Raw genomic sequence first — 25,490 nt, 5'->3', positions numbered from 1 at the left:
AGGAGCATCAGGGTTGGATCGTCACCGTCCAGGCAAGCATGAAACATCGGACGCGGTCCGGTAAATGGCGAGATTGCCCCCACGAGTGACCAACCGGGCATGGCCCATGGGGAGGAGGGCACATGGCGCACAGGCTCCCGCACATCGCGGGGTTCCGCAGGTGGCCGCACGACGGCGCGCCCAGACAGGAGGGCAGGGCGCTGCGGGAGACGGTGCCGCGCGAGGCGCACGCGGCGTTCGCCCCCGGTCCCGACCGGCCGGGCGCGGTGGAGGCGGTGCGGGAGTCCGGCCGAGGCCGCGTCCCGGAACTCGTCCCGCTGCGGGTGGGGAGGATGGCTGCGAGCCCCTTCGCCTTCCTGCGCGGTTCCGCCGGGCTGATGGCCGCCGACCTCGCGGCCTGCCCGGTCACCGGGATCGGCGCCCAGATCTGCGGTGACGCGCACGCCGCCAACTTCGGTCTGTACGGCGACCATTCGGGCCGGCTCGTGATGGACATCAACGATTTCGACGAGACCGTCCACGGCCCCTGGGAGTGGGACGTCAAGCGGCTCGCCGCCTCCCTGGTGCTGGCCGGGCGCGAGGCCGGGGCGGACGAGGACGCCTGCCGCGGCACCGCCTTCGACGCGGTGGGCGCGTACCGGCGCACCATGCGGCTGCTGGCGAGGATGCCGGTGCTGGACGCCTGGCACGCCATCGCCGACGAGGAACTGGTCGCGCACGCCGACGCCCGGGATCTGGCCGGCACGTTGCGCCTGGTGGCACGCAAGGCGCGCCGCAACACCGGGGCGCGGTTCGCGGCGCGGGCGACGGAGGAGGCCGAGGGCGGCGGCCGCCGCTTCGTCGACGCGCCGCCGGTGCTGCGCCGGGTGCCGGACAGGGAGGCGGCGGCGGTCGCCGGGGCCCTGTCGGAGTCCGGCTACCTGGCGACGATCGGCGAGGATCGGCGGCCGCTGCTGGCCCGGTACGCGGTGCACGACGTGGCGTTCCGGGTGGTCGGGACGGGCAGCGTGGGCACCCGCTCGTACGTCGCTCTGCTCCTGGACCACCTCGGGCAGCCGCTGGTGCTCCAGGTGAAGGAGGCCCGGCCCTCCGCGCTGCTGCCGTACCTGGGGAAGGGCGGCTTCGACGCGCCCGTGGCGGAGCACGAGGGGCGGCGGGTGGTGCTGGGTCAGAAGCGCATGCAGGTCGTCAGCGACTCCCTGCTCGGCTGGGCCCGGGTGGACGGACGGCCCTACCAGGTACGGCAGTTCCGCAACCGCAAGGGCAGCGTGGACCCCGCGGAGCTGGAGGCCGGCCTGATCGACGACTACGCGCGGATGACGGGCGCGCTGCTGGCCAGGGCGCACGCGCACTCCGCGGACCCGCGGCTGATCGCCGGCTACTGCGGCAAGGGCGAGCAACTCGACGAGGCCTTCGCGGCGTTCGCGGTGGCGTACGCCGACCGGACCGAGGCGGACCACGCGGAGCTGGTGGCAGAGGTGCGGGCCGGGCGGATCGCGGCGGAGAGGGGCGTGTGAGGGCTCGGACGCGGGTCTTTCGGGGGCCGGTGGGAGACCGTACGCTGTGACCGGCGCCGTCGTCTGCTCGTAGGCTGGACGGGTGACGAATTCCCCCGGCACCGAGTCGGCCCCCGACACGCAGTCGGCCGCCGCATCATCCGAACCTCAGGACCGGCTGGCCCAGGCGGTGAGTGCCGCCGAGCGGGCCCTGATCGAGTTCGAGATCGCGGTGGAGACCTTCAGGGTGGAGGTCGAGAACTTCTCCCGGCTGCACCACCAGAAGCTCGGCCCGATGTACGCCCGGCTCGACGAGCTCGACGCGCTGATCGCGGAGGCGGTCGCGGCCAAGAGCGGTGCCCGCGAGGACATCAAGCGCGCCTGGGAGGCGCGGGCCCTCGTGATGCCGATGCCGGGGGTGGAGGAGCTCTTCGACGGGCTGCTCGGCTCGGACGGTGTCCGGCCCCTGGAGGACCCCAACCCGCCGCGCCGTGTGCGGCCGGGCAAGGAGGCGCAGCGGCTCTACCGCGAGCTGGTGCGCAAGGCCCACCCGGACCTGGCACAGGACGAGGCCGAGGTCGAGCGCCGCAGCGCCTTCATCGCGCAGGTCAACGAGGCCTACACCTACGCCGACGAGCAGCGGCTGCGCGAGCTGGCGCAGGAGTGGGAGGCCGGGCCGGTCCCGCAGGAGGCGCAGCCCAGCGAGGCCGAGGTGCTGTACGCGCGGCTGGAGTGGCTGGCGCAGCGCAAGGAGCAGCTGGCCCTGCTCGCCGCCGAGCTGGAGAACAGCGCGATCGCGCAGATGATGAAGCTGGCTCCGGACGACCCGGACGGTTTGCTCAACGAGATCGCGGAGAACCTCCTCAACCAGGTCGCCAACCGCGAGGCCCGGCTGGCGGAGCTGGTGCGCTCCACGAAGGGGTCCGAGTAGCGGGTCGGGTACGTTCGACCTGCACGCCCCGACAGAAGGAGTCCGTTCCATGTTCTACGCCCAGCTGCCCGCGGTGGACGCCGCGCAGGTCCCCGCCGACGGCTACCTGCTCGACGTGCGGGAGCACGACGAGTGGGACGCCGGGCACGCTGAGGGCGCGGTGCACATCCCGATGGGCGAGGTCGTCGCCCGTCTCGAGGAGGTCCCGGCGGACCGCCGGGTGCACGTCGTGTGCCGGGTCGGCGGCCGCTCGGCGCAGGTGGCGCAGTACCTGATCGCCCAGGGCCTCGACGCGGTGAACGTCGACGGCGGCATGCTCGGCTGGGAGGCCTCGGGCCGCCCGCTGGTGACGGACGGAACGGGGCCGGCGCACGTGCTCTGATCTGAGCGGGTCCCGGGGGCTCGCGCGCCATGGGGGCCGGGACGTGGGGCCTGACCGCGCGCAGAGGAGTCCGAGGCGTGGGGGCTGCGGCTCTGGCTCCGGGCTCCGGGTTCCGGGTTCCGGGCTTCGGGCTCCGGGTTCCGGGCTCCGGGTTCCGGGCCCGGGCGGCGGTGGACGCGGGCCGTGGAGGTTCCGCTGCCTTTCCGCGAGACGTGTGGCAGGCCTGCTGACCGGGAGGGCTGTACCGCGCGCCTGGGGCATGAGTACCGTTCCCTGCTGAGCGGAACGCGGGTACAGGAGCGGAGACCACGATGGAGCCACCCGAGGAGTCCGGGGGACCGGCCGGGATAGCCACGCTGTCAGCGCCCGCGCGGACCGTGGTCGCGCTGGCGCTGGCCGCGGCGGTGGTCGGCGTCGCGGTGCACCTGCTCTTGGTCTTCCTGCACGTCGCGCCGTCGAACACCGCCACCAAGAAGCACGGCGACCTAATCGGCAGCTACATCTACCCCGAGCTCGAGCAGAACTGGAAGCTCTTCGCGCCCAACCCGCTCCAGCAGAACATCCATGTCTGGGCGCGCGCCGAGGTGCACAAGGACGACGGCAGCAACGAGGTGACCGGATGGGTCGACCTCACGGCGATGGACATCGCCGCCATCAGGCACAACGTCGTGCCCAGCCACACCGAGCAGAACCAGCTGCGCCGGGCGTGGACCTTCTACGCGTCCTCCCACGGCGCGCAGGACAAGCCCGTCGGCACGCGGGGCGAGCTGAGTAGGCAGTATCTGCAGCGCATCGTGGAGGACCGCTTCGGACCCCGGCTCAACGGCGGCTACGTCGTCCGCCTGCAGGTGCGCGTCGGCACCACGCCGGTCGCGCCCCCGACCTGGAGCCCCGAGAAGATCGACACGCGCACGACCTTCCGGGTGCTGCCCTGGTGGAGCTCGGACGTGGCGGCCCGGGCGGCCGGGGACGAGGGCGGGGAGGACGCGTCGTGAGCGAAGCGGTGAACGCGGACGCGGTCGGGCGCGGGGCCGGGTACGGCGAGGCCGACAGCGGGCCCGAGTACGACGGGGGCGGGCGCGGGGCCGGGTACGGCGAGGCCGGAAACGGCGGGCCCGGCAGCGGGGCTGTCGAGGGGGGCCAGGACCGGGCCGGTCACGGGTCCGTGCCGGCCGCCGGCCGTCCGGCCGCCCCCGTCCCGTCCCCCTTTTCCGGCCTGCTCGACTCGGTCATGGGCGGGCTGTCGCGCGGGTTGTCCCTGGTCACCGGCGGCACCGTCGCCCCCTACCAGGCCGCCGTCGTACGGATCGGCACCTCGCTGACCTGGCTGCTGTTCCTGCTGCGCGAGTGGCCGCACCGCCAGAAGCTCTACGGACCGGACGGGCCCTGGAGCTGGGACCTGGCGCACCGGCTCGTCAGCGACAACCACGCCTTCACCATGCTGCTGTGGGGCCGGGCCGACGCCTGGTTCGAGATCGTCTACGCGGGCGCGATCGTGGCGAGCGCGATGCTGCTGCTCGGCTGGCGGACCCGCACGGCCTCGCTCCTGTTCATGATCGGCGTCCTGTCCCTGCAGAACCGCAGCGTGTTCGTCGGGGACGGCGGCGACAACGTGATCCACCTGATGGCGATCTATCTCGTCTTCGCCCGGTGCGGGCAGGTCTGGTCCCTGGACGCCCGCCGCAGGGCGAGGGGACGGGACGGCGACGGCGCGGGTATCGCGCTGTGGATCGTCCTCGGGCTCGCGCTCGCCGTGGCGCAGCTGCTCGGGCGGATGGGCCTGACCTGGACCGAAGGTCTGCTCCCCTGGCTGGGCTGGACGCCGTTCCTGTGGGGTTTCCTGCTGCTCCAGGCCGTGTGGTGGGCGGTGCGGCGGTACGCGCCGGGCGAGCCGCGCACGGTGCTCGACATCCTCGGCAACATCCTGCACGCCGCCGCTCTGCTGGTGATCGTGGTCGAGGTGTGCCTGATCTACTCCACGGCGGGCTGGTACAAGGTCCAGGGCTCGCGCTGGCAGGACGGCACCGCGCTGTACTACCCGCTGCATCTGGACGATTTCACCCCCTGGCCGGGGCTCTCCCACGCGATGGCCACCAGCGGCCTGATCGTGATGGTGATCACCTACGGCACGGTGATCGTCCAGGTCGCCTTCCCGTTCACGCTCATCAACCGCCGGGTGAAGAACGTGCTGCTCGCGCTGATGATGGTGGAGCACGCCTCGATCGCGGTCGTCCTCGGGCTGCCGTTCTTCTCGCTGGCGATGATCGCCGCCGACGCGGTGTTCCTGCCCACCGGCTTCCTGCGCTGGGCGGGCGACCGGCTGGGGCGCCTGGTGCGGCGCGGCGGGGGAGCGGGCGGCCCCGGAGGCCCGCAGGACTCCCGGCCGTGGGACGCGGAGCATCCCGGGGACGTGGAGGCCGCCGAGGCGGCGGAGGACGCGCGGGCACGGGGCGTCGTGGGGCCGCGGAGGCCGGGACCGGCCGGTGAGCCCGCCCCCTCTAACCTCGTGGTGTGAGCACCAGCCAGGACGACGCGGCCGAGCCGCTGCAGTACGACGACGGCTTCGGCCCCGAGATCGGGGTCGGGCCGCACCCGCGGCCGTGGCCGCAGGACCCGCGCTACGACCCCGAACTGCTCGCGCACGGCGACCGCCGCAACGTGGTGGACGAGTACCGCTACTGGACGCGCGAGGCGATCGTCGCCGATCTCGACACCCGGCGCCACGACTTCCATGTCGCCGTCGAGAACTGGCAGCACGACTTCAACATCGGTTCCGTGGTGCGCACCGCCAACGCCTTCCTGGCCAAGGAGGTGCACATCGTGGGGCGGCGCCGCTGGAACCGGCGGGGCGCCATGGTGACCGACCGCTACCAGCATGTACGCCACCACCTGGACGTCGCGGCGCTGGCGGCGTGGGCGGCCGCGCAGGACCTGCCGATCATCGGGATCGACAACCTTCCCGGCGCCGTGCCGCTGGAGACCACCGAGCTGCCCCGGCGCTGTGTGCTGCTCTTCGGGCAGGAGGGGCCCGGTCTGACGGACGAGGCGTGGAAGCACGCCGCGGCGGTCTGCTCGATCGCCCAGTTCGGCTCCACGCGGTCGATCAACGCGGGCGCGGCGGCCGCCATCGCGATGCACGCCTGGATCCAGCGCTACGCACGGGTGGGCTCTTGACATCCTCGCCGCCCTGAAGGACCGGCGGGCACAGCGCCTGTGGTCCGGCTCGTACGTCGCCGGATCGGTCGGCGTCGGCGGCTCCCCGCTCAGCACCGTGAAGCAGTACATCGAACAGCGAATCCGACCGCTGTGACCCGGGCTGAGGTGAACAGTGCGGATCCGCGCGACCTCTAAGCCAAAGCGGTTCTCAGATCCGCTTCACCACCGGGCCGAGGCCCGATGCCCTGCGAAGAGACCCGGTAGCAGTCGGCCGCACAGCTGCCGGGCCCTGAGCGGGCGGGCGTACGGCGGGCGGGAACGGAGCAGCCCCGTCCGCGAGTGACGGGGCTGCTCCGTACGGGCTGTCGGGGTCGGCGGGCCCGCGAGCCGCTCGGGCCCGCGCGTCTCGCGGCCCGGTCAGACCGGGCGGCGGACCTCGATGACGCGGAAGCGGCTCGCGACGAAGGCGCCGTCGCACAGCGCCGCATTGGCGGCCGGGTTGCCGCCGGAGCCGTGGAAGTCGGAGAAGGCGGCCGTCTGGTTGACGTACACCCCGCCGGTCAGGTTGAGGGAGAGCTGGGCGGCCTCCTCCAGGCAGACCTCCTCGATCTGCCGCTCCACCTCCTCGGAGGTGGTGTAGGCGCCGACCGTCATCGCGCCCTTGTCGCGCACGGTGCGGCGCAGCAGGTCGACCGAGTCCTCGGTGGAGTCCATGGCGACCGCGAAGGCCACCGGGCCGAAGCACTCCGACATGTAGGCGGCCTCGTCGTCCGGCTTGGCGCCGTCCAGCTTCACGATGACCGGGGTGCGGACCACGGCGTCCGGGAAGTCGGGGTTCGGCACCTCCCGGGAGGGCAGCGCGACCTCGCCGAGAGAGGCGGCCGCCTCGAGGCGGGCCTTCACCTCGGGGTTGACCAGGGCGCCCAGCAGGGCGTTGGCCCGGGCGTCGTCGCCGAGCAGCCCGCCGACGGCGGCCGACAGATCGCCGACCACCTCGTCGAAGCCCTTGTGGCCGTCGTCGGTGGCGATGCCGTCGCGCGGGATCAGCAGGTTCTGCGGGGTGGTGCACATCTGGCCGCTGTACAGGGACAGCGAGAACGCCAGGTTGGACAGCATGCCCTTGTAGTCGTCCGTGGAGTCGACGACCACGGTGTTGACGCCGGCCTTCTCGGTGAAGACCTGGGCCTGGCGGGCGTTCTCCTCCAGCCAGTCGCCGAAGGCGGTGGAGCCCGTGTAGTCGATGATGCGGACCTCGGGGCGCAGCGCCAGGGTCTTTGCCAGGCCCTCACCGGGCCGCTCGGCGGCCAGGCAGACCAGGTTCGGGTCGAAGCCGCTGTCGGCGAGCACCTCGCGGGCGATCCCGACCGTCAGCGCCAGGGGGAGCACCGCGCGCGGGTGCGGCTTGACCACGACCGCGTTGCCGGTGGCCAGGGAGGCGAACAGGCCCGGGTAGCCGTTCCACGTGGGGAAGGTGTTGCAGCCGATCACCAGCGCGATGCCGCGCGGCACCGCCGTGAAGTCCTTGCTCAGCGCGAGCGGGTCGCGCTTGCCCTGCGGCTTGACCCACTCGGCGGTGCGGGGGGTGCGCGTCTGCTCCGCGTAGGCGTAGGCGACGGCCTCGAGGCCGCGGTCCTGTGCGTGCGGGCCGCCGGCCTGGAAGGCCATCATGAAGGCCTGGCCGGAGGTGTGCATGACCGTGTGGGCCAGCTCCGTGGTGCGCGCGTTGAGCCGCGCGAGGATCTCCAGGCAGACCAGGGCCCGGTTCTGCGGACCGGCCTCGCGCCAGGCGGGCATCGCCGCCTTCATCGCCGGGAGCAGCGCGTCGACGTCCGGGTGCGGATACTCCACGCCCAGCTCGATGCCGTAGGGGGAGACCTCGCCGCCCGTCCAGCCGTCGGTGCCGGGCTGGTCCAGGTCGAAGCGGGTGCCGCGCAGGGCGTCGAACGCGGCCTGGGCGGTCTCGCCGTCCGCGTATGCCTTCGGGTGCTCGGGGTACGGGGACCAGTACTCGCGGGTACGGATCGCCTCGAGCGCCTTGTCGAGCGTCTCGCGGTGCTTCTCGACCGACGGGACAGCGGTGGGTTCGGCAGCCATGGGGCCAACTCCTCGTCGAGCTGGATGGGGTGGGCAGGGTGCTGGCTTCACCGCTAGATTAACCGAATGTTCGGTCGGGACAAGGGGGCCGACCCAAGCTGTGGACAACCGGCGAGGAGCAGTGGCGGCGATGAGCGCTCTTGACCGATCCAGCACGGTCGCGGTGGTGGGCACGGGGACGATGGGCCAGGGGATCGCCCAGGTCGCCCTGGTGGCGGGGCATCCCGTACGGCTCTACGACGCGGGCCCGGGGCGGGCCGAGCAGGCCGAGCGGGCCCTGGGGGAACGGCTGGACCGCCTGGTGGAGAAGGGCCGGCTGACGCCCGCCGAGCGCGACGCGGCCCGTGGGCGGCTCGCGGCCGTCCGGGGGATCGAGGAGCTGGCGGGCGTGTCGCTGGTCGTCGAGGCGATCCTGGAGGACCTGGGCGCCAAGCAGCAGCTCTTCACCGCCCTGGAGTCGGTCGTCTCCGAGGACTGCCTGCTGGCCACCAACACCTCCTCCCTGTCGGTGACCGCCGTGGGCGGCGCGCTGCGCCGTCCGGGCCGCCTCGTCGGGCTGCACTTCTTCAACCCCGCCCCCCTGCTTCCGCTGGTCGAGGTGGTCTCGGGCGCCGCGACCGACGAGGCCGCCGCCAGGACCGCCCACGACACCGCCGCCACCTGGGGCAAGACACCGGTGCGCTGCGCCGACACTCCGGGCTTCATCGTCAACCGCGTCGCGCGGCCCTTCTACGCCGAGGCCTTCCGGCTGCACGAGGAGCGGGTCGCCGACCCCGCCACCATCGACGCGGTGCTCCGGGAGAGCGGCGGCTTCCGGATGGGCCCGTTCGAGCTCACCGACCTCATCGGCCAGGACGTCAACGAAGCCGTCACCCGCTCGGTGTGGGACTCCTTCTACCAGGACCCCAAGTTCACCCCCTCGCTCGCCCAGCGGCGGCTGGTGGAGTCCGGGCGGCTGGGCCGCAAGAGCGGGCGGGGCTGGTACGACCACACCGAGGGCGCGGCCGCCCCGGTCGCCCGCACGGCGGGGCCGGAGAAGCCGCCCGCCGAGGTCACCGTCTGCATGGGCGGCCGCGGACCGGCCGCCGAGCTGCCCCGGATGATCGCCGAGGCGGGTATCGAGGTGCTGGACGGCGAGGTCGCCGACCCCGACGACGGGTACATCGAGCTGCCAGGCGGCGGCCGGCTCTACCTCGCGGACGGCGCCCCGGCCACCACCGGCCCGGACGTCGACTACGTCCAGTTCGACCTGGCGCTGGACTACCGGGCGGCGACCCGGATCGCCCTCGCCCCGTCCGACTCGGCGCGCCCGGAGACGCTCCAGGCGGCGATCGGGCTGTTCCAGGCGCTGGGCAAGCAGGTCAGCGTCATCGAGGACGTCCCGGGCATGATCGTCGCCCGTACCGTGGCGATGCTGGTGGACTTCGCCGCCGACGCCGTCGCGCGCCAGGTGGCCTCGCCGCAGGACGTCGACACCGCGATGCGGCTGGGCGTGAACTATCCGCGCGGTCCGCTGGCCTGGGGCGACGAACTGGGTCCCAGGTGGGTCCACGAGGTGCTGCGCAACCTGCACCAGGCGTACCCGGGCGGGCGCTATGCGCCGTCTCGTCCGCTGAACCGCCGCGCGGCGGCCGAGAGGAGCCTGCTTTCATCGTGACCATGGCACACCGCGACACCTCCGCCCCCAAGAGGGACACCTACACCCCGGACTCGCTGCTGGCCGTGGCCGTGGCGGTCTTCATCGAGCGCGGTTACGACGGCACCTCCATGGAGCACCTGTCGCGGGCCGCCGGCATCTCCAAGTCCTCGATCTACCACCATGTGCGGGGCAAGGAAGAGCTGTTGGAGCGCGCCGTCGGCCGCGCCCTGGACGGCCTGTTCGGCATCCTGGAGGAGCCCGGGGCGAGCGGTGGGCGCGCCGTGGAGCGGCTGGAGTACGTCACGCGCCGCACCACCGAGGTGCTGATGGCGGAGCTGCCCTACGTCACGCTGCTGCTGCGGGTGCGGGGCAACACCACGACCGAGCGCGCTGCCATGGAGCGCCGCAGGGAGTTCGACCACCGGGTCGCCGACCTGCTGAAGTCGGCCGTGGCGGAGGGCGATCTGCGTGGCGACGTGGAGCCGCGGCTCGCGACCAGGCTGCTCTTCGGCATGATCAATTCCATAGTCGAGTGGTACCAGCCGCACCCGGCCGGTACCCGTGAGCACGACGACGCCGCGGTCGTGGACGCCGTCGTGCGGCTGGCCTTCGACGGGTTGCGCGACTCCTGACCCCGGCCGAGCCGGTCCGGCAGGGACGAGCACGCCGTGGCGGACGAACGCGGAGCGGGCGGGCGGGTCAGTCGGTCAGCACCCGGTCGGTCTCCTCGAAGACGATCAGCGTGCGGCTGCTGAGCACCTCGGGCACCGCCTGGATGCGGGTCAGCACCAGTTCGCGCAGGCTGCGGTTGTCGGGGGTGTGGACCAGCATCAGGACGTCGAAGTCCCCGCTCACCAGGGCGATGTGCGCCACCCCGGGCAGATCGAGCAGCTTCTCCCGCACCGTGCGCCAGGAGTTCTGCACGATCTTCAAGGTGATGTACGCGGATGCGCCTTGACCTGCGCGTTCGTGGTCGACCCGGGCCGTGAAACCGCGGATGACCCCGTCCTCCAGGAGCCGGTTGATCCGGGCGTAGGCGTTGGCGCGGGAGACGTGGACCTGCTCCGCGACCGACCGTATGGACGCCCGCCCGTCCTCCTGGAGGTAGCGCAGGATCGCGCGGTCGATGGCGTCCAGCGGACGCGGCGCCGGGCCGGTGTCCGGCGGCGGCGCCTGCGGTCCCGGGGGGCCGCCTCGAGATATTTGGGAATCCGTCACGCCCCCGAGCCTCCCTAGCATGGACGTACTGGCTCCATCTCAGGTTGTGGAGAACCGTTTGTCCACAGGCGGGACGCACCTGTAGCCAAAATGCCTCCGGCGACCGAACAATCGGTAGGGGAAGCGATACCCGCTCCCCCGATCGAACACGCCCACGAGGAGGTGCTCGCGATGACCGTCCTGGACCAGCACGTCTGGCAACCCCGCACCGACCCGGCGCCGCTGCTGCCCGACCCTGAGCCGTACCGACTGCTCGGCACCCCCGAGGCAGGCGCGCTCGACGCCGGAACGCTGACCGCGATGTACGGACAGCTGGTGCGCGGCCGCCGCTACAACCGCCAGGCCACCGCGCTGACCAAGCAGGGCAGGCTCGCCGTCTACCCCTCCAGCACCGGCCAGGAGGCGTGCGAGGTCGCCGCGGCGCTCGCCCTCGAGCCCCAGGACTGGCTGTTCCCCAGTTATCGCGACACCCTGGCCGCCGTCGCGCGGGGCGTGGACCCCGTGGAGGCGCTGACGCTGCTGCGCGGCGACTGGCACACCGGCTACGACCCGCGCGAGCACCGCGTCGCCCCGCTCAGCACACCGCTGGCCACCCAGTTGCCGCACGCCGTGGGCCTCGCGCACGCGGCCAGGCTCAAGGGCGACGACGTCGTGGCGCTCGCCATGGTGGGCGACGGGGGCACCAGCGAGGGCGACTTCCACGAGGCACTGAACTTCGCCGCCGTGTGGCGCTCCCCCGTTGTCTTTTTCGTACAGAACAACGGCTTCGCCATCTCGGTGCCGCTCGCCAAGCAGACCGCCGCCCCGTCGCTGGCCCACAAGGCCGTGGGCTACGGGATGCCCGGGCGGCTCGTCGACGGCAACGACATCGCGGCCGTCCACCGCGTGCTCACCGAGGCCGTCGCCCGTGCCCGCGAGGGCGGCGGCCCGACCCTGGTGGAGGCGATCACCTACCGTCTGGACGCGCACACCAACGCCGACGACGCCACCCGCTACCGGGAGGACTCCGAGGTCGAGGCCTGGCGCGAGCACGACCCGATCGCGGTGCTCGAGCGCGCCCTGCGCGAGCGCGACCTGCTCGACGAGGCGCTGGTCCGCGACACCGCGGAGGAGGCGGAGCGGATGGCCGCCGCGCTGCGCGAGCGGATGAACGAGGACCCGGTCCTCGACCCGATGGAGATGTTCGCACACGTCTATGCCGAGCCCACCCCGCAGCTGCGTGAGCAGGCCGCGATGCTGAGGGCCGAGCTGGAGGCCGAGGCACAGTCATGAGCACCGCCACCACCGCGACCCCCGTGGCCGCCGCACGCAAGCCGGCCACCATGGCCCAGGCGCTCAACCGCGCGCTGCGCGACTGTCTCGCCGAGGACCCCTCGGTCCACCTCTTCGGCGAGGACATCGGCACCCTCGGCGGCGTCTTCCGCATCACCGACGGCCTCGCCGAGGAGTTCGGCGACAGCCGCTGCACCGACACCCCGCTCGCCGAGGCCGGCATCCTCGGCACGGCCGTGGGCATGGCGATGTACGGCATGCGCCCCGTCGTCGAGATGCAGTTCGACGCCTTCGCCTACCCGGCATTCGAGCAGCTCGTCAGCCACGTCGCGAAGATGCGCAACCGCACGCGCGGCGCCATGCCGCTGCCCCTGACCATCCGGGTGCCCTACGGCGGCGGCATCGGCGGCGTCGAGCACCACAGCGACGCCTCCGAGGCGTACTACGTCCACACCCCGGGCCTGCACGTCGTCACCCCGGCCACGGTGGCGGACGCCTACGGGCTGCTGAGGGCGTCGATCGCCTCCGACGACCCGGTGATCTTCCTCGAGCCCAAGCGGCTCTACTGGTCCAAGGCCGACTGGTCGGCGGACGCCCCGGAGGAGGTGGCCCCGATAGGACGGGCCGTCGTCCGCCGCAGCGGCCGCTCCGCCACCCTGATCACCTACGGCCCGTCGCTGCCGGTCTGCCTGGAGGCGGCCGAGGCCGCGGTGCAGGAGGGCTGGGATCTGGAGGTCGTCGACCTGCGCAGCCTGGTGCCCTTCGACGACGAGACGGTCACCGCGTCGGTGCGCCGCACCGGCCGTGCGGTCGTCGTCCACGAGTCCTCCGGCTTCGGCGGCGTGGGCGCCGAGATAGCCGCCCGGGTCACCGAGCGCTGCTTCCACCACCTGGAGGCCCCGGTCCTGCGGGTCGCCGGTTTCGACATCCCCTATCCGCCGCCGATGCTGGAGCGGCACCACCTGCCCGGTGTCGACCGCATCCTCGACGCGGTGGGGCGCCTGCAGTGGGAGGAGGAGTGATGGCCGCCGTCCGCGAGTTCGCCCTCCCCGACCTGGGCGAGGGGCTGACCGAGGCCGAGATCGTGCGCTGGATGGTGCAGGTCGGCGATGTCGTCGCCGTCGACCAGCCCGTCGTGGAGGTCGAGACGGCCAAAGCCGTGGTCGAGGTGCCCTGCCCCTATGGCGGGGTGGTCACCGCGCGCTTCGGCGAGGAGGGGCAGACCCTCGACGTGGGGCGGCCGCTGCTCACCGTCGCGGTCGACTCCCCCGACGGACAGCCGGCGTCGGCCGATCCTGCCGCCCCCGCCACCCGGGCCGCTGCCGGGGAGGAATCGGGCTCCGGCAATGTGCTCGTCGGCTACGGCACCAGCGGCCCCGCGGCCCGGCGCCGCCGGGTGCGTCCGGCGCCCGGTGCCGGCGCGTCCGCCCCCGCTCCGGCACCCGCCCCCGCTCCGGCGTCCGCCCCCGCTCCGGCGTCCGCCCCCGCTCCGGCGTCCGCCCCCGCTCCGGCGCCCGCGCGCGCCGTGCCGGTCCGGCACGAGGGTCCCGTCGCCGTCATCTCCCCGCTCGTGCGGCGTCGGGCCCGTGAGCACGGCCTCGACCTTCGTGCGCTGAAGGGTTCCGGCCCCGACGGGCTGATCCTGCGCTCCGACGTGGAACGGGCCATCTCGGCCGCTTCCGCGCCGCCCGTCACCGCGCCCACGCCGGCGGCGGCCGCTCCGGACGCCGGAGGCACCCGTATCCCGCTGCGCGGCATTCGCGGCGCCGTGGCCGACAAGCTCGCCCGCAGCCGTCGGGAGATCCCCGACGCCACCTGCTGGGTGGACGCCGACGCGACGGAACTGCTCGCGGCACGGGCGGCGATGAACGCCGCGGGCGGTCCCAAGGTCTCCGTCCTCGCGCTGTTCGCGCGGATCTGTGTGGCGGCCCTGGCCCGCTATCCGGAGCTCAACTCCAGGGTGGACGCCGAGCGGGGCGAGATCGTGGTGCTGCCGCAGGTGCACATCGGCTTCGCGGCGCAGACCGACCGCGGACTGGTCGTCCCCGTCGTTCAGGACGCCCACCGGCGCAGCACGCAGGAGTTGTCGGAGGAGATCGGACGGCTCACTGAGGCGGCCCGCTCCGGCGGGTTGACCCCGGCCCAGCTGACCGGCGGCACCTTCACGCTCAACAACTACGGCGTGTTCGGTGTCGACGGCTCCACGCCGATCATCAACCACCCCGAGGCCGCGATGCTCGGCGTCGGCCGGATCACCCCCAAGCCCTGGGTCCACCAGGGCGAGCTGGCCGTGCGCCAGGTCGTGCAGCTGTCGTTCACCTTCGACCACCGGGTGTGCGACGGCGGCACGGCGGGCGGCTTCCTCCGCTTCGTCGCGGACTGCGTGGAACAACCGGCAGTGCTGCTCCGGGCGGTGTGAAGTCGTCACGGTGGGCGATACTCCGGGCATGACTCCCGAGCCACGCGAGCCGCGCGACCACCCATCGCCCCCTTCGGCGGACGAGCAGCCGCACCACGACGCGGTCGTCCTCGCAGGCGGCGCCGCCAGGCGCCTCGGCGGGGCCGACAAGCCGGGCCTGCCGGTCGCCGGGCGGGCGCTGATCGACCGCGTCCTGGACGCGTGCGGGGGCGCGGCCACCACCGTGGTCGTCGGCCCGCGTCGCCCCACCGTCCGTCCGGTGGCCTGGGCCCGGGAGGAACCTCCGGGCGGGGGCCCGCTGCCGGCGCTCGCAGCCGGGCTGCGCCAGGTCACCGCGGACGTGGTGCTGGTGCTCGCCGCCGACCTGCCGTTCCTGTCCCGTACGGCGGTGGACGCCCTCCTCGCCGCCCTGCGCGGTGCGCAGGGCGGCGACGGGGTCGTGCTGACCGACCCCGACGGCCGCGACCAGACGCTGGCGGCCGCCTACCGCACGGACGCGCTGCGCCAGCACCTCGCGCTGATCGCCGCCGAGCACGGGACCCTCACCGGGCTGCCGTTGCGGCTGCTCACCGGTGAACTGGCCCTGCTGCGGCTGCCCGACCCCACCGGGCAGGCCTCCTTCGACTGCGACACCTGGGACGATCTCTCCACAGCCCGGGCCAGGATCAGGGAGCATGGGGACGTGTTGGAAGAATGGATCACCGCAGCCAAGGCCGAACTCGGCATCGAACTCGACGTGGACATGCGCATGCTCCTCGATCTCGCCCGGGACGCCGCCCACGGCGTCGACCGTCCCGCCGCGCCGCTGACCACCTTCCTGGTGGGCTACGCGGCGGCCTCGGCGGGCGGCGGCGAGCAGGCTGTCGCGGAGGCCGCCAGGCGCGCCTTTGTGCTGGCCGAGCGGTGGGCGAAGGAAACGGGGAGCGGGGACCCGGACGCATGAACCTGCCGGGTGCGGCGGGCGGTGCCCGCGACACCGGTGCCGGGGACGCCGCCGATGACGAGTTCGACGCGGCGCTGGCCCTGGCGAACGGGCGGGCCGCCGGCCGGCACGGTCCCGTACAGCCGCCTTCCGGTGGCGACCCCGGCGAGGCCGGGGCCGGGCCGCACGGCGCGTCCCCCCAGGGCTCCCCGGGCGGCCACGGCGGCCAGCCGGGCCACCACGGCCGCCAGGGCCACGGCGGCGGCCGGCACCACGGCGGCCCCGCAGGCCACCGCGACCGCCACGACCTGCCGTGGCCCCGGGCCCGCCGCATCGCCGGCGCCGCCGCCGGCCCGCTGGGACGCCTGGACCTGCCGCTCGGCGAGGCACTGGGACACGCCCTCGCCGAACCGCTGACCGCCCTCACGGACCTGCCGTCCTTCGACACCTCCGCGATGGACGGCTGGGCCGTCGCCGGCCCCGGCCCATGGCGCGCGGAAGGCCGCGTCCTGGCCGGGCAGCGGGCCGCGCAGCCGCTGCTCGACGGCCAGGCCACCGCCATCGCCACCGGGGCCGCGCTGCCCCCCGGCGCGACGGCGGTGCTGCGCCGGGAGTACGGGCGGGTGACGGCCGACGGACTGCTGCACGCCACGCGGGGCGGCCCCGAGCCCGGCCAGGACGTGCGGCCCCGCGGCCAGGAGTGCCGCGGCGGCGACACGCTGCTGGCGCCAGGTGTGCTGGTCACGCCCGCGGTGCTCGGCCTGGCCGCGGCGGCGGGTTACGACGCGCTGACCGTGGTCGCGCGGCCCTCGGTCGAGATCCTCGTCCTCGGCGACGAGCTGCTGGACTCCGGCGCGCCCGGCGGCGGCCGGGTCCGGGACGCGCTCGGCCCCCTGCTTCCCGGTTGGCTCGCCGCGCTCGGGGCCGGCACGGTCCGCGCGCGGCGGCTGAAGGACGACGCCGACCTGCTGCAGGACGCCGTCACCGCGTCCACCGCCGATGTCGTCGTCACCACCGGCGGCACGGCGAGCGGCCCGGTGGACTTCGTCCATCCCGTACTGGAGCGCATCGGCGCGCGGCTGCTCGTCGACGGCGTCGCCGTCCGCCCCGGTCACCCCATGCTGCTGGCCGAACTGCCCGGCGGCAGGCGGCTGGTGGGCCTGCCGGGCAACCCGCTGGCGGCGGTCTCCGGTGTGCTGACCCTCGCGGTGCCCCTGCTGCGCGCGCTCGCCGGGCGCCCGGCACCGGAGGCGTACGGGGCGCGGCTCACCGGGGACGTGCACGGCCACCCCACCGACACCCGCCTGGTGCCGGTGGTTCTCGACGAGGAGTCGCAGGTGTCCCCGCTGCACTTCAGCGGTCCGGCCATGCTGCGCGGCATCGCTGCGGCCGACGGCATGGCCGTCGTCCCACCCGGCGGGGCCGTGAAGGGCGACCGCGTGGCCGTCCTGGAGACGGGCTGGGGGCGGTGGTGAGAGATGCGGGCCGCGGCCAGAAGGCCGCGCGGACAGGCGGCGGCACCATCCACCTGCCCACCAAGAAGCCCGTCGGGCCGCTCGTCCAGGTCGTCCGACGGCTCCTGATGGCCCTGCTGGTCATGGTGCTGACCGTGCTGATCGTGTACGCCGACCGCGAGGGCTACCACGACAACTCCGACAGCCCGATGTCGCTGCTGGACTGCGTCTACTACGCGACGGTCACCCTCTCCACCACGGGTTACGGCGACATCGTCCCCTACAGCCCGAGCGCCCGGCTGACCAATGTCCTCCTGGTGACGCCCCTGCGCGTGCTCTTCCTGATCATCCTCGTCGGCACCACTCTCGAGGTGCTCACCGAACGTACCCGCGAGCAGTACCGGCAGCAGCGCTGGAGGTCCACCGTGCGCGATCACACCGTCATCGTCGGATTCGGCACCAAGGGCCGTTCCGCGGCCAAGACACTCACCGGCCACGGCGTGCCGCCGCAGCGGATCGTGGTCGTCGACCCCGACCCCAAGGCGGTGGAGGCCGCGGTCTCCGCGGGCTTCGCCGGCGTCACAGGCGACGCGACCCGCAACGACGTCATGCTGCGTGCGGAGATCCAGCGGGCCAAGGAGCTCATCATCGCCACGCAGCGCGACGACACCGCCGTCCTGGTGGCGCTCACGGCCCGCCAGCTGAGCAAGCGGATCAACATCGTCGCGTCCGTGCGCGAGGAGGAGAACGCCCCACTGCTGCGCCAGTCCGGGGCCAACGCCGTCGTCACCAGTTCCGGCGCGGCGGGCCGGCTGCTCGGGATGTCGATGCTCAGCCCGAGCGCCGGCGAGGTGATGGAGGAGCTGATCTCCTACGGCAGCGGGCTGGACCTGATCGAGCGCCCCGTCACCAAGGCGGAGGCCGGGCTGAACCCGCGCGAGGTCGGCGACCTGGTGGTGGTCGTCAAGCGCGGCCACCGGCTGCTCGACCACGACAACCCCGAGGCGAGCCCGCTGCAGTTGACCGATCGGCTCATCGTCGTCCACAGGACGAGCCAGGGGGACCCGTCGCACGTTCCGCAGGGGTAGCGTCGGAGCATGCATGCGATCACCATCCCCGAACCCGGCGGCCCCGACGCGCTCGTCTGGGCCGAGGTCCCCGATCCGGTACCCGCCGAGGGCGAGGTGCTGGTCGACGTCGCCGCGACCGCCGTCAACCGTGCCGACCTGCTGCAGCGGCAGGGCTTCTACGACCCGCCGCCCGGCGCGTCCCCCTACCCGGGCCTGGAGTGCTCGGGCCGTGTCGCCGCCGTCGGCCCGGGGGTGAGCGGCTGGTCCGTGGGCGACGAGGTGTGCGCGCTGCTCGCGGGCGGCGGCTATGCCGGGAAGGTCGCCGTCCCGGCCGGGCAGCTGCTGCCGGTGCCCAAGGGCGTGGGCCTCGTCGAGGCGGCGGCCCTGCCCGAGGTGGTCTGCACCGTCTGGTCCAACGTCTTCATGATCGCTCACCTGCGTCCTGGCGAGACGCTGCTGGTCCACGGCGGTTCCAGTGGCATCGGCACGATGGCGATCCAGCTGGCCAAGGCGGTGGGCGCCAAGGTCGCGGTCACCGCGGGCAGCGCGGACAAGCTGGCGAAGTGCCGTGAGCTCGGCGCCGACCTCGGGATCAACTACCGCGAGCAGGACTTCACGGCCGAGGTCCGTGAGGCCTTCGGCGGCGCCGACGTCATCCTCGACATCATGGGCGCGAAGTACCTGGGCCGGAACATCGACGCCCTCGCGGTCAACGGCAGGCTGGCCGTCATCGGGCTGCAGGGCGGCGCCAAGGGCGAGCTCGACCTCGGGCGGATGCTGGCGAAGCGGGCCGCGATCACCGCGACCTCGCTGCGCGGACGGCCGCTGGAGGAGAAGGCGGCCATCGTGGCGGCGGTGCGGGAGCACGTCTGGCCGCTGCTGGAGTCCGGGGTGGTGCGTCCGGTGGTGGACCGCGCCCTCCCCATGCGCGAGGCGGCCGAGGCGCACCGACTGGTCGAGGCGAGCACCCACGTCGGCAAGGTGCTGCTCACCCTGTGACCACCGGCGGACGGCCGATACGGCCCGCTGGGACGACTGGCCGCCCGTGACGCACCATGTGACGCTGGAAGCATGGAGTTGCGGAAGGTGGTCGTGGTATCGACGGTGACCGGGGTCGCTCTCCTGGTCACCGGCGCCGCCGCACCGCCTCCGCCCCATCCGGCGGCGTCCTCCGGGCTCGCGGGCAGCGAAGCCGGGGAGGGGCGCAGGCACCCCGGACGGGCGGAGCCGCCGCCGACCCCGGACGGCGACGCCGGAAGCCGGCCCTCCGTGCCCGTCCCCGTGCACGCCGAGGAGCCGCAGAACCAGGGCCCGGCCGCCGTCCCGGCACCCGTGGGGCGGGTGCTCGAGGTCCTGCCGCTCGGCGCCGGGCTGGTGCTGATCGGGCTCGGTCTGGGCTTCCTCGGCCTGCGGCTGCGCCGTGCCCGCTGACCTCTGCGCGCCCCGCACCGGGCCCTGTTGGCGGCGTACGGGGAGCGCCGGGAGGCGTAGCGCGGGGCTCTGGGGGGCACACATCCCGGTAAGGCGACGGTGCGCGACAATGACGGCATGGAGATGCCGATGAACGAACGGTCGCAGGAGAGCCCGCAGGTCCTGGTCGTCGGCCCGGACGGGATGGCCCTCGGCGGCGGACCCGCCGGCCGCGCCGGAGATGGCGACGAGCAGCGCGAGGTCCCCGTGACGGAGATGGTCGAACAGCCCGCGAAGGTCATGCGGATCGGCAGCATGATCAAGCAGCTCCTGGAAGAGGTCAAGGCCGCGCCCCTGGACGAGGCGAGCCGGGTGCGGTTGAAGGAGATCCATCACAGCTCCGTGAAGGAGCTGGAGGCAGGGCTCGCCCCCGAGCTCGTCGAGGAACTCGAGCGGCTCTCGCTGCCCTTCACCGAGGATGGTGTGCCGAGCGACGCCGAACTGCGGATCGCCCAGGCGCAGCTGGTGGGTTGGCTGGAGGGCCTCTTCCACGGCATCCAGACCGCGCTGTTCGCCCAGCAGATGGCCGCCCGGGCCCAGCTGGAGCAGATGCGCCGCGCGCTGCCGCCCGGTGTGGCGCAGGAAGGCGACGAGGAAGGCCACATCCCGGGCGGGGCGCGCAGCGGCCCCTACCTGTGAGCCGGCGGCCGCGGCGACAGCGGGTCGGTGCGTACGCGTAGGTACAGACGGCGGGGACCCTCGGGTCACCCGCCGTCCGCCGGTGCTCTCTGACGCCGACCGCATGCGTTCTCGTGCGCCGTCACGCGAGTGCCCCCCCGGAGCGGTCGCGGGAGCCACCCCGGCGCGGTCCCGGGAGTGTCGGAGCGTTCAGGGGACGCCGGGGCGTCAGCCGCCCTGACCGGTGGACACCCAGATGGTGATCTTGTCGTTGCCCGGCTTGAGCGAGCCGTAGGCCTTGGGCCTCTGGTCGACGACCGCGCCCTTCCCGTAGATCTGCTCGTCGCGGTACTTGACCTCGTAGTCCCAACCCGCCGCCTTCATGCAGGATGCGACCGAGTCCACGTACTTGGTGAAGAAGTCCGGCATCACCACCGAGTCCGGGTCGCCGCCCAGGTAGCTCCTGGTGGCCTCGGCGCAGCGCGAGGCGTCGATGGTGCGGGTCTGGTCGGCCTGGCTGACGCCGGGCGCGGGCTTGTCGTCGGCGGGCTCCGAAGGCTCCTGCCGGCGGGCGGTGGCGGAGTTCCCGGGCCGCGCTTCGTAGCCGGGTGTGCCGCCGGTGCCGCCGGTGTCGCCCTCGCCGCCGTTCCCGGTCATCGACATCGCGATGGCGATGACCACGATCACCGCGATGACGGCGACCGTGGCGCCGATGGCGACGACCGCCGTCGAGGCGCCCCCGCCCGACCGGCCGCCGCCCGCTGCCGCGCCGGCGCGCATCGTGTAGGGCGGGGGGGAGTGCTGGCCCGCGGCCCGCGGGTGCGGCTGGTGGGGGGAGTGCGAGGCGCCGGCCGGATAACCGTAGGCGGGACCCGGCGGCGGGGTGTGCGCGCCGCCGCCGGGGCCGCCGCCCCAGTGCGGCTGGGGCTGCGGCTGGTGCTGCTGCGGGAACGGAGCCGGCGCCGGGGGCTGGTACGGCGCTCGCAGCTGCGGCGCAGGGGTGCCCAGCTCTCCCTGCACCGGAGGGAAGACCGCGGAGGAGACGTCCTCGCCGCGGCCGCGCGGGCGCGGACCGCCACTGATGATCAGCGGTGTGGCGCCGCCGCCGTGGCCCGGCGCGGCGACCCGCCGGGCTTCCTCGCGCATGGCGTCGGCGGTCGGGAAGCGCTCGGCGGGGTTCTTCCTCAGGGCCCGCGCGACGAGCGCGTCCACCCCCGGCTGTACCGCCCGGTTGAGCGCCGACGGGGCCGGCGGCGCCTCCTGGACGTGCTGGTAGGCGATGGCCAGCGGGGAGTCCCCGTCGAACGGCAGCCGTCCGGTGAGCAGTTCGAAGAGCATGCAGCCCACCGAGTACAGGTCGGAGCGCTCGTCCACGCCCCGCCCCAGCGCCTGTTCCGGCGAGAGGTACTGCGGGGTGCCGACCACCATGCCGGTCTGCGTCATCGAGGAGACGCCGGACTGCATCGCGCGCGCGATGCCGAAGTCCATCACCTTCACCGCGCCGCGCTTGGTGAGCATCACGTTGCCCGGCTTGATGTCCCGGTGGACCAGGCCCACGCTGTGACTCTCGGAGAGCGCCGCGAGCACGTGGGCGGTGATCTTCAGGGCCTTCTCGGTGGGCATCGCGCCGAACCGCGCGATGTCCTCGTCGAGTACCTCCCGCAGCGGCTTGCCCTCGACGTACTCCATGACGATGTACGGCACGAGCGCGCCGTCGACGGTGTCCTCGCCGGAGTCGAAGACCGAGACGATGTTCGTGTGGTTGAGCTTGGCGACGGCCTGCGCCTCGCGCCGGAACCGCTCGCGGAACGACGGCTCGCGCCCGAGGTCGGTGTGCAGCGTCTTGACGGCCACCGGCCGGTCCAGCACTGTGTCGTGTGCCAGATGCACGGCGGCCATGCCGCCCTGCCCCAGCAGGTCCCGGAGGACGTAGCGGCCGTTGCCGACCGAGCGCCCCGAACGAGTGCCCCGCGTGCCGTCCCCGCTCATCCGAAACCGTCCCCTTGACGTTCCCCCTGGGCGCACCCGCGTGCGCGCACGACAGTCGCCCCCATCCTGACCGCCCAGTCTGCCCGACGGCCTGGACAGGTCAAGTTCGTTGACCTGTTCGTCACCAGACGCACAAGAGTTCCGGCGGGAACGGGAGGGGAGCGCGTCGCTGGCGGAACGCGGTAGCGTGGTGCGCCGGAGGACCCTGTTCGGCGACGATCGACGGCGAGGACTGATGGCACAGACGACAGCCGCCGGGGGCGCTGAGGAGCCCTCTGCCGACGGCCGGGGCGTGCCTGACTCGCCCGAGCAGTGGGGTGCCGGAGGCAGGGTCGGCGACGGCCGCTACCGGCTGACCCGGCGTCTCGGACGCGGCGGCATGGCCGAGGTGTTCGCCGCCGAGGACATGCGCCTGGGGCGGACGGTGGCCGTGAAGCTGCTCCGCTCCGACCTCGCCGAGGACCCGGTCTCCAAGGCCCGTTTCACGCGCGAGGCGCAGTCGGTCGCCGGGCTCAACCACCATGCGGTGGTGGCGGTCTACGACTCGGGTGAGGATGTCACACCGGGCGGCACCGTGCCGTACATCGTGATGGAGCTCGTCGAGGGCCGTACGATCCGCGACCTGCTCCTGGGCTCCGAGCAGCCGCCGCCGATCGACCAGGCGCTCATCATCGTCTCCGGCGTGTTGGAGGCGCTGGCCTACAGCCACGCGCACGACATCGTCCACCGGGACATCAAGCCGGCGAACGTGATCATCACCGACACCGGCGCGGTGAAGGTGATGGACTTCGGCATCGCCCGGGCCCTGCACGGCGCCTCGACCACGATGACGCAGACCGGCATGGTCATGGGCACCCCGCAGTACCTGTCGCCGGAGCAGGCCCTCGGCAAGACCGTCGACACCCGCTCCGACCTGTATGCGACAGGCTGCCTGCTCTACGAACTCCTCGCGTTGCGGCCGCCGTTCACCGGAGAGACGCCGCTGTCGGTGGTCTACCAGCATGTGCAGGACGAGCCGCGCCCGCCCTCCGAGACCAGCGACCGGGTCCCCCCGGAGCTGGACGGGCTGGTGCTGCACGCGCTCGCCAAGCACCCGGACGACCGCTTCCAGACGGCCGAGGAGATGCGCGGCGTCGTCCAGTACGCGCTGAGCATGCTGAACGAGCGCGGCGGCCACACCGGCACCTGGAACACCGGCTACGTGCCCGCGCCGAACGCCGTGGCGACCGCGCCGATCGGCCTCCCCCCGCAGTTCGGGCAGCACGACGCGCACCACACCGCGCAGTTGCAGCCGCCCCTGCTGCTCGGCCCGCCCGGCGGCGACGGCGGCGCGGGCGGCTACGACGGTGGAAAGCCGCCGCAGGGGGGCGGGCGCTGGGCCAAGCCGGTGCTGTTCGTGGTCGCGGCGGTGCTCGCGGTCGCTCTCGGCGTCTACTTCGCCGTCTCCCACACGGGGGACAAGAAGCCTCCGGCGCCGGAGGTGAAGCCCACGCAGTCGCAGCAGGAGAAGCCGACGACGCCGCGGGAGACCGAGGAGGAGTTCAGGGACGACACCACCCAGGACGGCACCGGCGGCTTCCCGGAGAAGCCGACGTACACGAAGCCCCCGCCCTCGACCGAACCGACCACAGAGGTCCCCTCGACCCCGGCGCAGCCGACGAAGGAGCCGAGCACCCCGACCGGCTCCGCGCCCGCGTCCGCGAGCCCGTCCGTGTCCGAGACCGGCGGCAGCACCGACGGCGGCGCCGACGACGGCGGCACCGATGCGGGCGGCGGCAGCGAGGGCGGCACCTCGGGCGAGGAGACCGGAGGCCCGACCGGTACCGTCGAGGGCGCCGTCCAGGGCGCCGTCACGGGAGGCTGACCGGGCGCCGGACGGTCGGCGGGGCCCACCACCCGGGTGGGCCCGGCGAGCTCGGGCCGAGGCCCCGGACTCAGCCGGTGAAGGACTCCAGCACCGGCTCGTACGCGGCGGTCCACCAGACGACCAGGGCGGACGAGTCGGGGAAGAGGGGGTCGGCCCTGCGGTCGTCGAGGACGTAGCGCCAGCGCAGCATCCAGAAGTCGTTGAGCCGCTCCCACCACACCCGGTGCACGGCCGCCGCCAGTTCGTCCTCGGCCACGCCCGCGGCGCCTCGGTAGGCCCGGGCGTACGCGCGGATCTTGTCGAGGTCCAGGGCGCCACCGCGCTGCACGAAGAAGATCACGGCGGCCCGTACCGCCTCCTCGGCGCGCGGCTGCACGCCGAGCCGGTCCCAGTCGACGATGGCGACGGGCTCGTCGTCGCGGTAGAGCAGGTTGAGCGGGTGGAAGTCGCCGTGCACCCAGCCGGACACCGGGCCTGCGGCGTCGGGCGGCCGACGGTGGGCGTGCCGTTCCAGCAGGGCGCGGCGCTCCAGCAACCGGTGCTCGGCCAGTTCGTCGAAGGTCTCGCGCGGGGCGCGGGCGCGCACCCTGCGCAGCAGCGCGGCGATCAGCGCAGAGGTCACCTCGGGGTCCGCGCTCGCGTGCAGGCCCGGTTCGGGGGCCGGCTGCACCCGGGCCAGGGCGGTGTGGACGAGACCGAGCAGCGCGCCCAGGCGGCGGGAGTCGGCGGTGGTGAGCTCGCCGCCCTCGCGGTGCCGGCCCTCCACCCACGGGTAGAGCGCGTAGGGGCGGCCGCCGACCACGGCGACGGTGCGGCCGTCGGCGTCGGGGACCGGCGGGGCGACGGGCAGGCCGACCTCGTTCAGCCGCTGGGTCGCCCGGTGCTGGCGGGCGATCACGTCGGAGTCGGAGGTGGCGCTGTCGACGTACAGCTTGAGGAAGTAGCGGCCGCTGGTGGTGGCCAGCCGGAAGCCCCGGTTCAGTAACCCTTGGGCAACGGGTTCGCAGCACAGCGGGGTGCCGGCGTGCGTGTACCGGCGCAGCAGGACGTCCAGAGTCCCGGCGGAGGGCGGCGCCGTCGCCGAGCTCCCGATCACCAGGCAGATGCTAGATCATTTCGGTGGTGGACTCGTGGGTCGAGTCGTACGTACACATGGCCCGGTTTCCGGCTTGTATCGTTTTCGTGATCTGTGCCGAACAGCGCCCGCAGCGACGGCGACGGGTGGAAGGCCCGTGCCGTCCCCAGGAACTGCACCGCCCAGCCCGCATCGAGGTCGTCCGCCTGGTAGGCCACGACCGTGCCGTCCACGCCCCAGGAGCGGTCGGTGCGGATCAGCACGGAGTCGTCGGCGACGACGTGCCGTGCCACGGCGATGTACGGCAGGGCCCCCCGCGTCAGCGCCAGCCGCCCGTACCGGACCTTTCCCAGTAGCGCCAGCGCAGCGCGCCCCTCGAGTTCCATGGGAACCACCCTGCCCGGCCGCCCCGCTCGGA

The 25,490-nt window shown here is 73.6% G+C and carries 23 protein-coding genes; 18 read left to right on the top strand and 5 right to left on the bottom strand.

Annotated features, from left to right (window positions below):
- Window positions 1–122: 122 nt before the first annotated feature.
- From AC3ET4_RS02650 to AC3ET4_RS02625, 6 genes are all read left to right on the top strand, one after another.
- Complete coding sequence (locus AC3ET4_RS02650) at window positions 123–1,517, top strand: DUF2252 domain-containing protein (RefSeq protein ID WP_431945402.1); 1,395 nt, start codon at window positions 123–125, stop codon at window positions 1,515–1,517.
- A gap of 82 nt (window positions 1,518–1,599) precedes the next feature.
- Window positions 1,600–2,427: a hypothetical protein gene (locus AC3ET4_RS02645; protein WP_431945400.1), complete on the top strand. Its 828-nt coding sequence runs from the start codon at window positions 1,600–1,602 to the stop codon at window positions 2,425–2,427.
- Between the two features lie 49 nt (window positions 2,428–2,476).
- Entirely contained in the window at window positions 2,477–2,809 is a 333-nt protein-coding gene (locus tag AC3ET4_RS02640; RefSeq protein ID WP_431945398.1) for a rhodanese-like domain-containing protein, read from the top strand.
- A gap of 311 nt (window positions 2,810–3,120) precedes the next feature.
- Window positions 3,121–3,804: a DUF5819 family protein gene (locus tag AC3ET4_RS02635; RefSeq protein WP_431945396.1), complete on the top strand. Its 684-nt coding sequence runs from the start codon at window positions 3,121–3,123 to the stop codon at window positions 3,802–3,804.
- 236 nt (window positions 3,805–4,040) lie between these two features.
- The gene (locus AC3ET4_RS02630; protein ID WP_431945505.1) at window positions 4,041–5,324 is read left to right on the top strand and encodes an HTTM domain-containing protein; all 1,284 of its coding nucleotides are present in this window, start codon (window positions 4,041–4,043) and stop codon (window positions 5,322–5,324) included.
- Window positions 5,321–5,983 (top strand): TrmH family RNA methyltransferase, encoded by a 663-nt coding sequence (locus AC3ET4_RS02625; RefSeq protein ID WP_431945394.1) that lies wholly within the window; start codon window positions 5,321–5,323, stop codon window positions 5,981–5,983. The genes AC3ET4_RS02630 and AC3ET4_RS02625 overlap by 4 nt, the downstream gene beginning before the upstream one ends.
- Window positions 5,984–6,382: 399 nt before the next feature.
- Here the strand turns inward: AC3ET4_RS02625 and paaN are convergent, their stop codons facing one another.
- Complete coding sequence (gene paaN / locus AC3ET4_RS02620; RefSeq protein WP_431945392.1) at window positions 6,383–8,059, bottom strand: phenylacetic acid degradation protein PaaN; 1,677 nt, start codon at window positions 8,057–8,059, stop codon at window positions 6,383–6,385.
- 130 nt (window positions 8,060–8,189) lie between these two features.
- On the opposite strand from paaN, the gene AC3ET4_RS02615 reads away from it, so the two are divergent.
- Together AC3ET4_RS02615 and AC3ET4_RS02610 are read left to right on the top strand one after the other, a co-directional pair.
- On the top strand, window positions 8,190–9,716 hold the full coding sequence (locus AC3ET4_RS02615) for a 3-hydroxyacyl-CoA dehydrogenase (protein WP_431945391.1): 1,527 nt from the start codon (window positions 8,190–8,192) through the stop codon (window positions 9,714–9,716).
- 2 nt (window positions 9,717–9,718) lie between these two features.
- Window positions 9,719–10,330: a TetR/AcrR family transcriptional regulator gene (locus AC3ET4_RS02610; RefSeq protein WP_431945503.1), complete on the top strand. Its 612-nt coding sequence runs from the start codon at window positions 9,719–9,721 to the stop codon at window positions 10,328–10,330.
- Between the two features lie 67 nt (window positions 10,331–10,397).
- On the opposite strand, the gene AC3ET4_RS02605 is transcribed toward AC3ET4_RS02610, so the two are convergent.
- On the bottom strand, window positions 10,398–10,937 hold the full coding sequence (locus AC3ET4_RS02605; RefSeq protein ID WP_431945389.1) for an Lrp/AsnC family transcriptional regulator: 540 nt from the start codon (window positions 10,935–10,937) through the stop codon (window positions 10,398–10,400).
- 150 nt (window positions 10,938–11,087) lie between these two features.
- Between AC3ET4_RS02605 and pdhA the strand changes: the two genes are divergently transcribed.
- From pdhA to AC3ET4_RS02560, 9 genes are all read left to right on the top strand, one after another.
- Window positions 11,088–12,188, top strand: coding sequence for a pyruvate dehydrogenase (acetyl-transferring) E1 component subunit alpha (gene pdhA, locus AC3ET4_RS02600; protein ID WP_431945387.1), 1,101 nt, complete (start codon window positions 11,088–11,090; stop codon window positions 12,186–12,188).
- Window positions 12,185–13,210, top strand: a complete 1,026-nt coding sequence (locus tag AC3ET4_RS02595) for an alpha-ketoacid dehydrogenase subunit beta (protein ID WP_431945385.1) — start codon at window positions 12,185–12,187, stop codon at window positions 13,208–13,210. Before pdhA ends, AC3ET4_RS02595 begins: the two co-directional genes overlap by 4 nt.
- Window positions 13,210–14,607 carry a dihydrolipoamide acetyltransferase family protein gene (locus tag AC3ET4_RS02590; RefSeq protein WP_431945383.1) on the top strand — a complete coding sequence of 466 codons (1,398 nt, stop codon included), beginning with the start codon at window positions 13,210–13,212 and terminating at the stop codon, window positions 14,605–14,607. Before AC3ET4_RS02595 ends, AC3ET4_RS02590 begins: the two co-directional genes overlap by 1 nt.
- A 28-nt stretch (window positions 14,608–14,635) precedes the next feature.
- A complete protein-coding gene (locus AC3ET4_RS02585) occupies window positions 14,636–15,550 on the top strand; it encodes an NTP transferase domain-containing protein (protein ID WP_431945381.1) in 915 nt (304 codons plus the stop codon).
- The gene (locus AC3ET4_RS02580) at window positions 15,547–17,004 is read left to right on the top strand and encodes a molybdopterin molybdotransferase MoeA (protein WP_431945379.1); all 1,458 of its coding nucleotides are present in this window, start codon (window positions 15,547–15,549) and stop codon (window positions 17,002–17,004) included. The genes AC3ET4_RS02585 and AC3ET4_RS02580 overlap by 4 nt, the downstream gene beginning before the upstream one ends.
- Complete coding sequence (locus AC3ET4_RS02575; RefSeq protein WP_431945377.1) at window positions 17,001–18,071, top strand: potassium channel family protein; 1,071 nt, start codon at window positions 17,001–17,003, stop codon at window positions 18,069–18,071. Before AC3ET4_RS02580 ends, AC3ET4_RS02575 begins: the two co-directional genes overlap by 4 nt.
- A 9-nt stretch (window positions 18,072–18,080) precedes the next feature.
- Window positions 18,081–19,052: an NAD(P)H-quinone oxidoreductase gene (locus AC3ET4_RS02570; RefSeq protein ID WP_431945375.1), complete on the top strand. Its 972-nt coding sequence runs from the start codon at window positions 18,081–18,083 to the stop codon at window positions 19,050–19,052.
- Between the two features lie 72 nt (window positions 19,053–19,124).
- Entirely contained in the window at window positions 19,125–19,484 is a 360-nt protein-coding gene (locus tag AC3ET4_RS02565) for a hypothetical protein (protein WP_431945373.1), read from the top strand.
- 117 nt (window positions 19,485–19,601) lie between these two features.
- On the top strand, window positions 19,602–20,162 hold the full coding sequence (locus tag AC3ET4_RS02560) for a bacterial proteasome activator family protein (protein ID WP_431945371.1): 561 nt from the start codon (window positions 19,602–19,604) through the stop codon (window positions 20,160–20,162).
- Window positions 20,163–20,369: 207 nt separating this feature from the next.
- On the opposite strand, the gene AC3ET4_RS02555 is transcribed toward AC3ET4_RS02560, so the two are convergent.
- The gene (locus tag AC3ET4_RS02555) at window positions 20,370–22,130 is read right to left on the bottom strand and encodes a Stk1 family PASTA domain-containing Ser/Thr kinase (protein WP_431945369.1); all 1,761 of its coding nucleotides are present in this window, start codon (window positions 22,128–22,130) and stop codon (window positions 20,370–20,372) included.
- Window positions 22,131–22,365: 235 nt separating this feature from the next.
- On the opposite strand from AC3ET4_RS02555, the gene AC3ET4_RS02550 reads away from it, so the two are divergent.
- Complete coding sequence (locus AC3ET4_RS02550) at window positions 22,366–23,994, top strand: protein kinase domain-containing protein (protein WP_431945367.1); 1,629 nt, start codon at window positions 22,366–22,368, stop codon at window positions 23,992–23,994.
- Between the two features lie 70 nt (window positions 23,995–24,064).
- On the opposite strand, the gene AC3ET4_RS02545 is transcribed toward AC3ET4_RS02550, so the two are convergent.
- Window positions 24,065–25,093, bottom strand: a complete 1,029-nt coding sequence (locus AC3ET4_RS02545; protein WP_431945365.1) for a phosphotransferase — start codon at window positions 25,091–25,093, stop codon at window positions 24,065–24,067.
- Window positions 25,090–25,458, bottom strand: coding sequence for a pyridoxamine 5'-phosphate oxidase family protein (locus AC3ET4_RS02540; protein ID WP_431945363.1), 369 nt, complete (start codon window positions 25,456–25,458; stop codon window positions 25,090–25,092). Before AC3ET4_RS02540 ends, AC3ET4_RS02545 begins: the two co-directional genes overlap by 4 nt.
- Window positions 25,459–25,490: the final 32 nt, after the last annotated feature.

It is taken from the genome of Actinacidiphila sp. bgisy167, from assembly GCF_057707665.1.
This window is presented reverse-complemented; position numbering and strand designations above follow the sequence as displayed.

Bases quoted from the DNA above. Each gene is read 5' to 3' on its own strand.
- AC3ET4_RS02640 (WP_431945398.1), top strand. From the start codon at position 2,477: ATGTTCTACGCCCAGCTGCCCGCGGTGGACGCCGCGCAGGTCCCCGCC.
- AC3ET4_RS02580 (WP_431945379.1), top strand. From the start codon at position 15,547: ATGAACCTGCCGGGTGCGGCGGGCGGTGCCCGCGACACCGGTGCCGGG.
- AC3ET4_RS02590 (WP_431945383.1), top strand. From the start codon at position 13,210: ATGGCCGCCGTCCGCGAGTTCGCCCTCCCCGACCTGGGCGAGGGGCTG.
- AC3ET4_RS02610 (WP_431945503.1), top strand. From the start codon at position 9,719: ATGGCACACCGCGACACCTCCGCCCCCAAGAGGGACACCTACACCCCG.
- AC3ET4_RS02650 (WP_431945402.1), top strand. From the start codon at position 123: ATGGCGCACAGGCTCCCGCACATCGCGGGGTTCCGCAGGTGGCCGCAC.
- AC3ET4_RS02555 (WP_431945369.1), bottom strand. From the start codon at position 22,130: ATGAGCGGGGACGGCACGCGGGGCACTCGTTCGGGGCGCTCGGTCGGC.
- paaN (WP_431945392.1), bottom strand. From the start codon at position 8,059: ATGGCTGCCGAACCCACCGCTGTCCCGTCGGTCGAGAAGCACCGCGAG.
- pdhA (WP_431945387.1), top strand. From the start codon at position 11,088: ATGACCGTCCTGGACCAGCACGTCTGGCAACCCCGCACCGACCCGGCG.
- AC3ET4_RS02585 (WP_431945381.1), top strand. From the start codon at position 14,636: ATGACTCCCGAGCCACGCGAGCCGCGCGACCACCCATCGCCCCCTTCG.
- AC3ET4_RS02565 (WP_431945373.1), top strand. From the start codon at position 19,125: ATGGAGTTGCGGAAGGTGGTCGTGGTATCGACGGTGACCGGGGTCGCT.
- AC3ET4_RS02635 (WP_431945396.1), top strand. From the start codon at position 3,121: ATGGAGCCACCCGAGGAGTCCGGGGGACCGGCCGGGATAGCCACGCTG.
- AC3ET4_RS02550 (WP_431945367.1), top strand. From the start codon at position 22,366: ATGGCACAGACGACAGCCGCCGGGGGCGCTGAGGAGCCCTCTGCCGAC.
- AC3ET4_RS02630 (WP_431945505.1), top strand. From the start codon at position 4,041: ATGGGCGGGCTGTCGCGCGGGTTGTCCCTGGTCACCGGCGGCACCGTC.
- AC3ET4_RS02595 (WP_431945385.1), top strand. From the start codon at position 12,185: ATGAGCACCGCCACCACCGCGACCCCCGTGGCCGCCGCACGCAAGCCG.
- AC3ET4_RS02605 (WP_431945389.1), bottom strand. From the start codon at position 10,937: ATGCTAGGGAGGCTCGGGGGCGTGACGGATTCCCAAATATCTCGAGGC.
- AC3ET4_RS02540 (WP_431945363.1), bottom strand. From the start codon at position 25,458: ATGGAACTCGAGGGGCGCGCTGCGCTGGCGCTACTGGGAAAGGTCCGG.
- AC3ET4_RS02560 (WP_431945371.1), top strand. From the start codon at position 19,602: ATGGAGATGCCGATGAACGAACGGTCGCAGGAGAGCCCGCAGGTCCTG.
- AC3ET4_RS02615 (WP_431945391.1), top strand. From the start codon at position 8,190: ATGAGCGCTCTTGACCGATCCAGCACGGTCGCGGTGGTGGGCACGGGG.
- AC3ET4_RS02570 (WP_431945375.1), top strand. From the start codon at position 18,081: ATGCATGCGATCACCATCCCCGAACCCGGCGGCCCCGACGCGCTCGTC.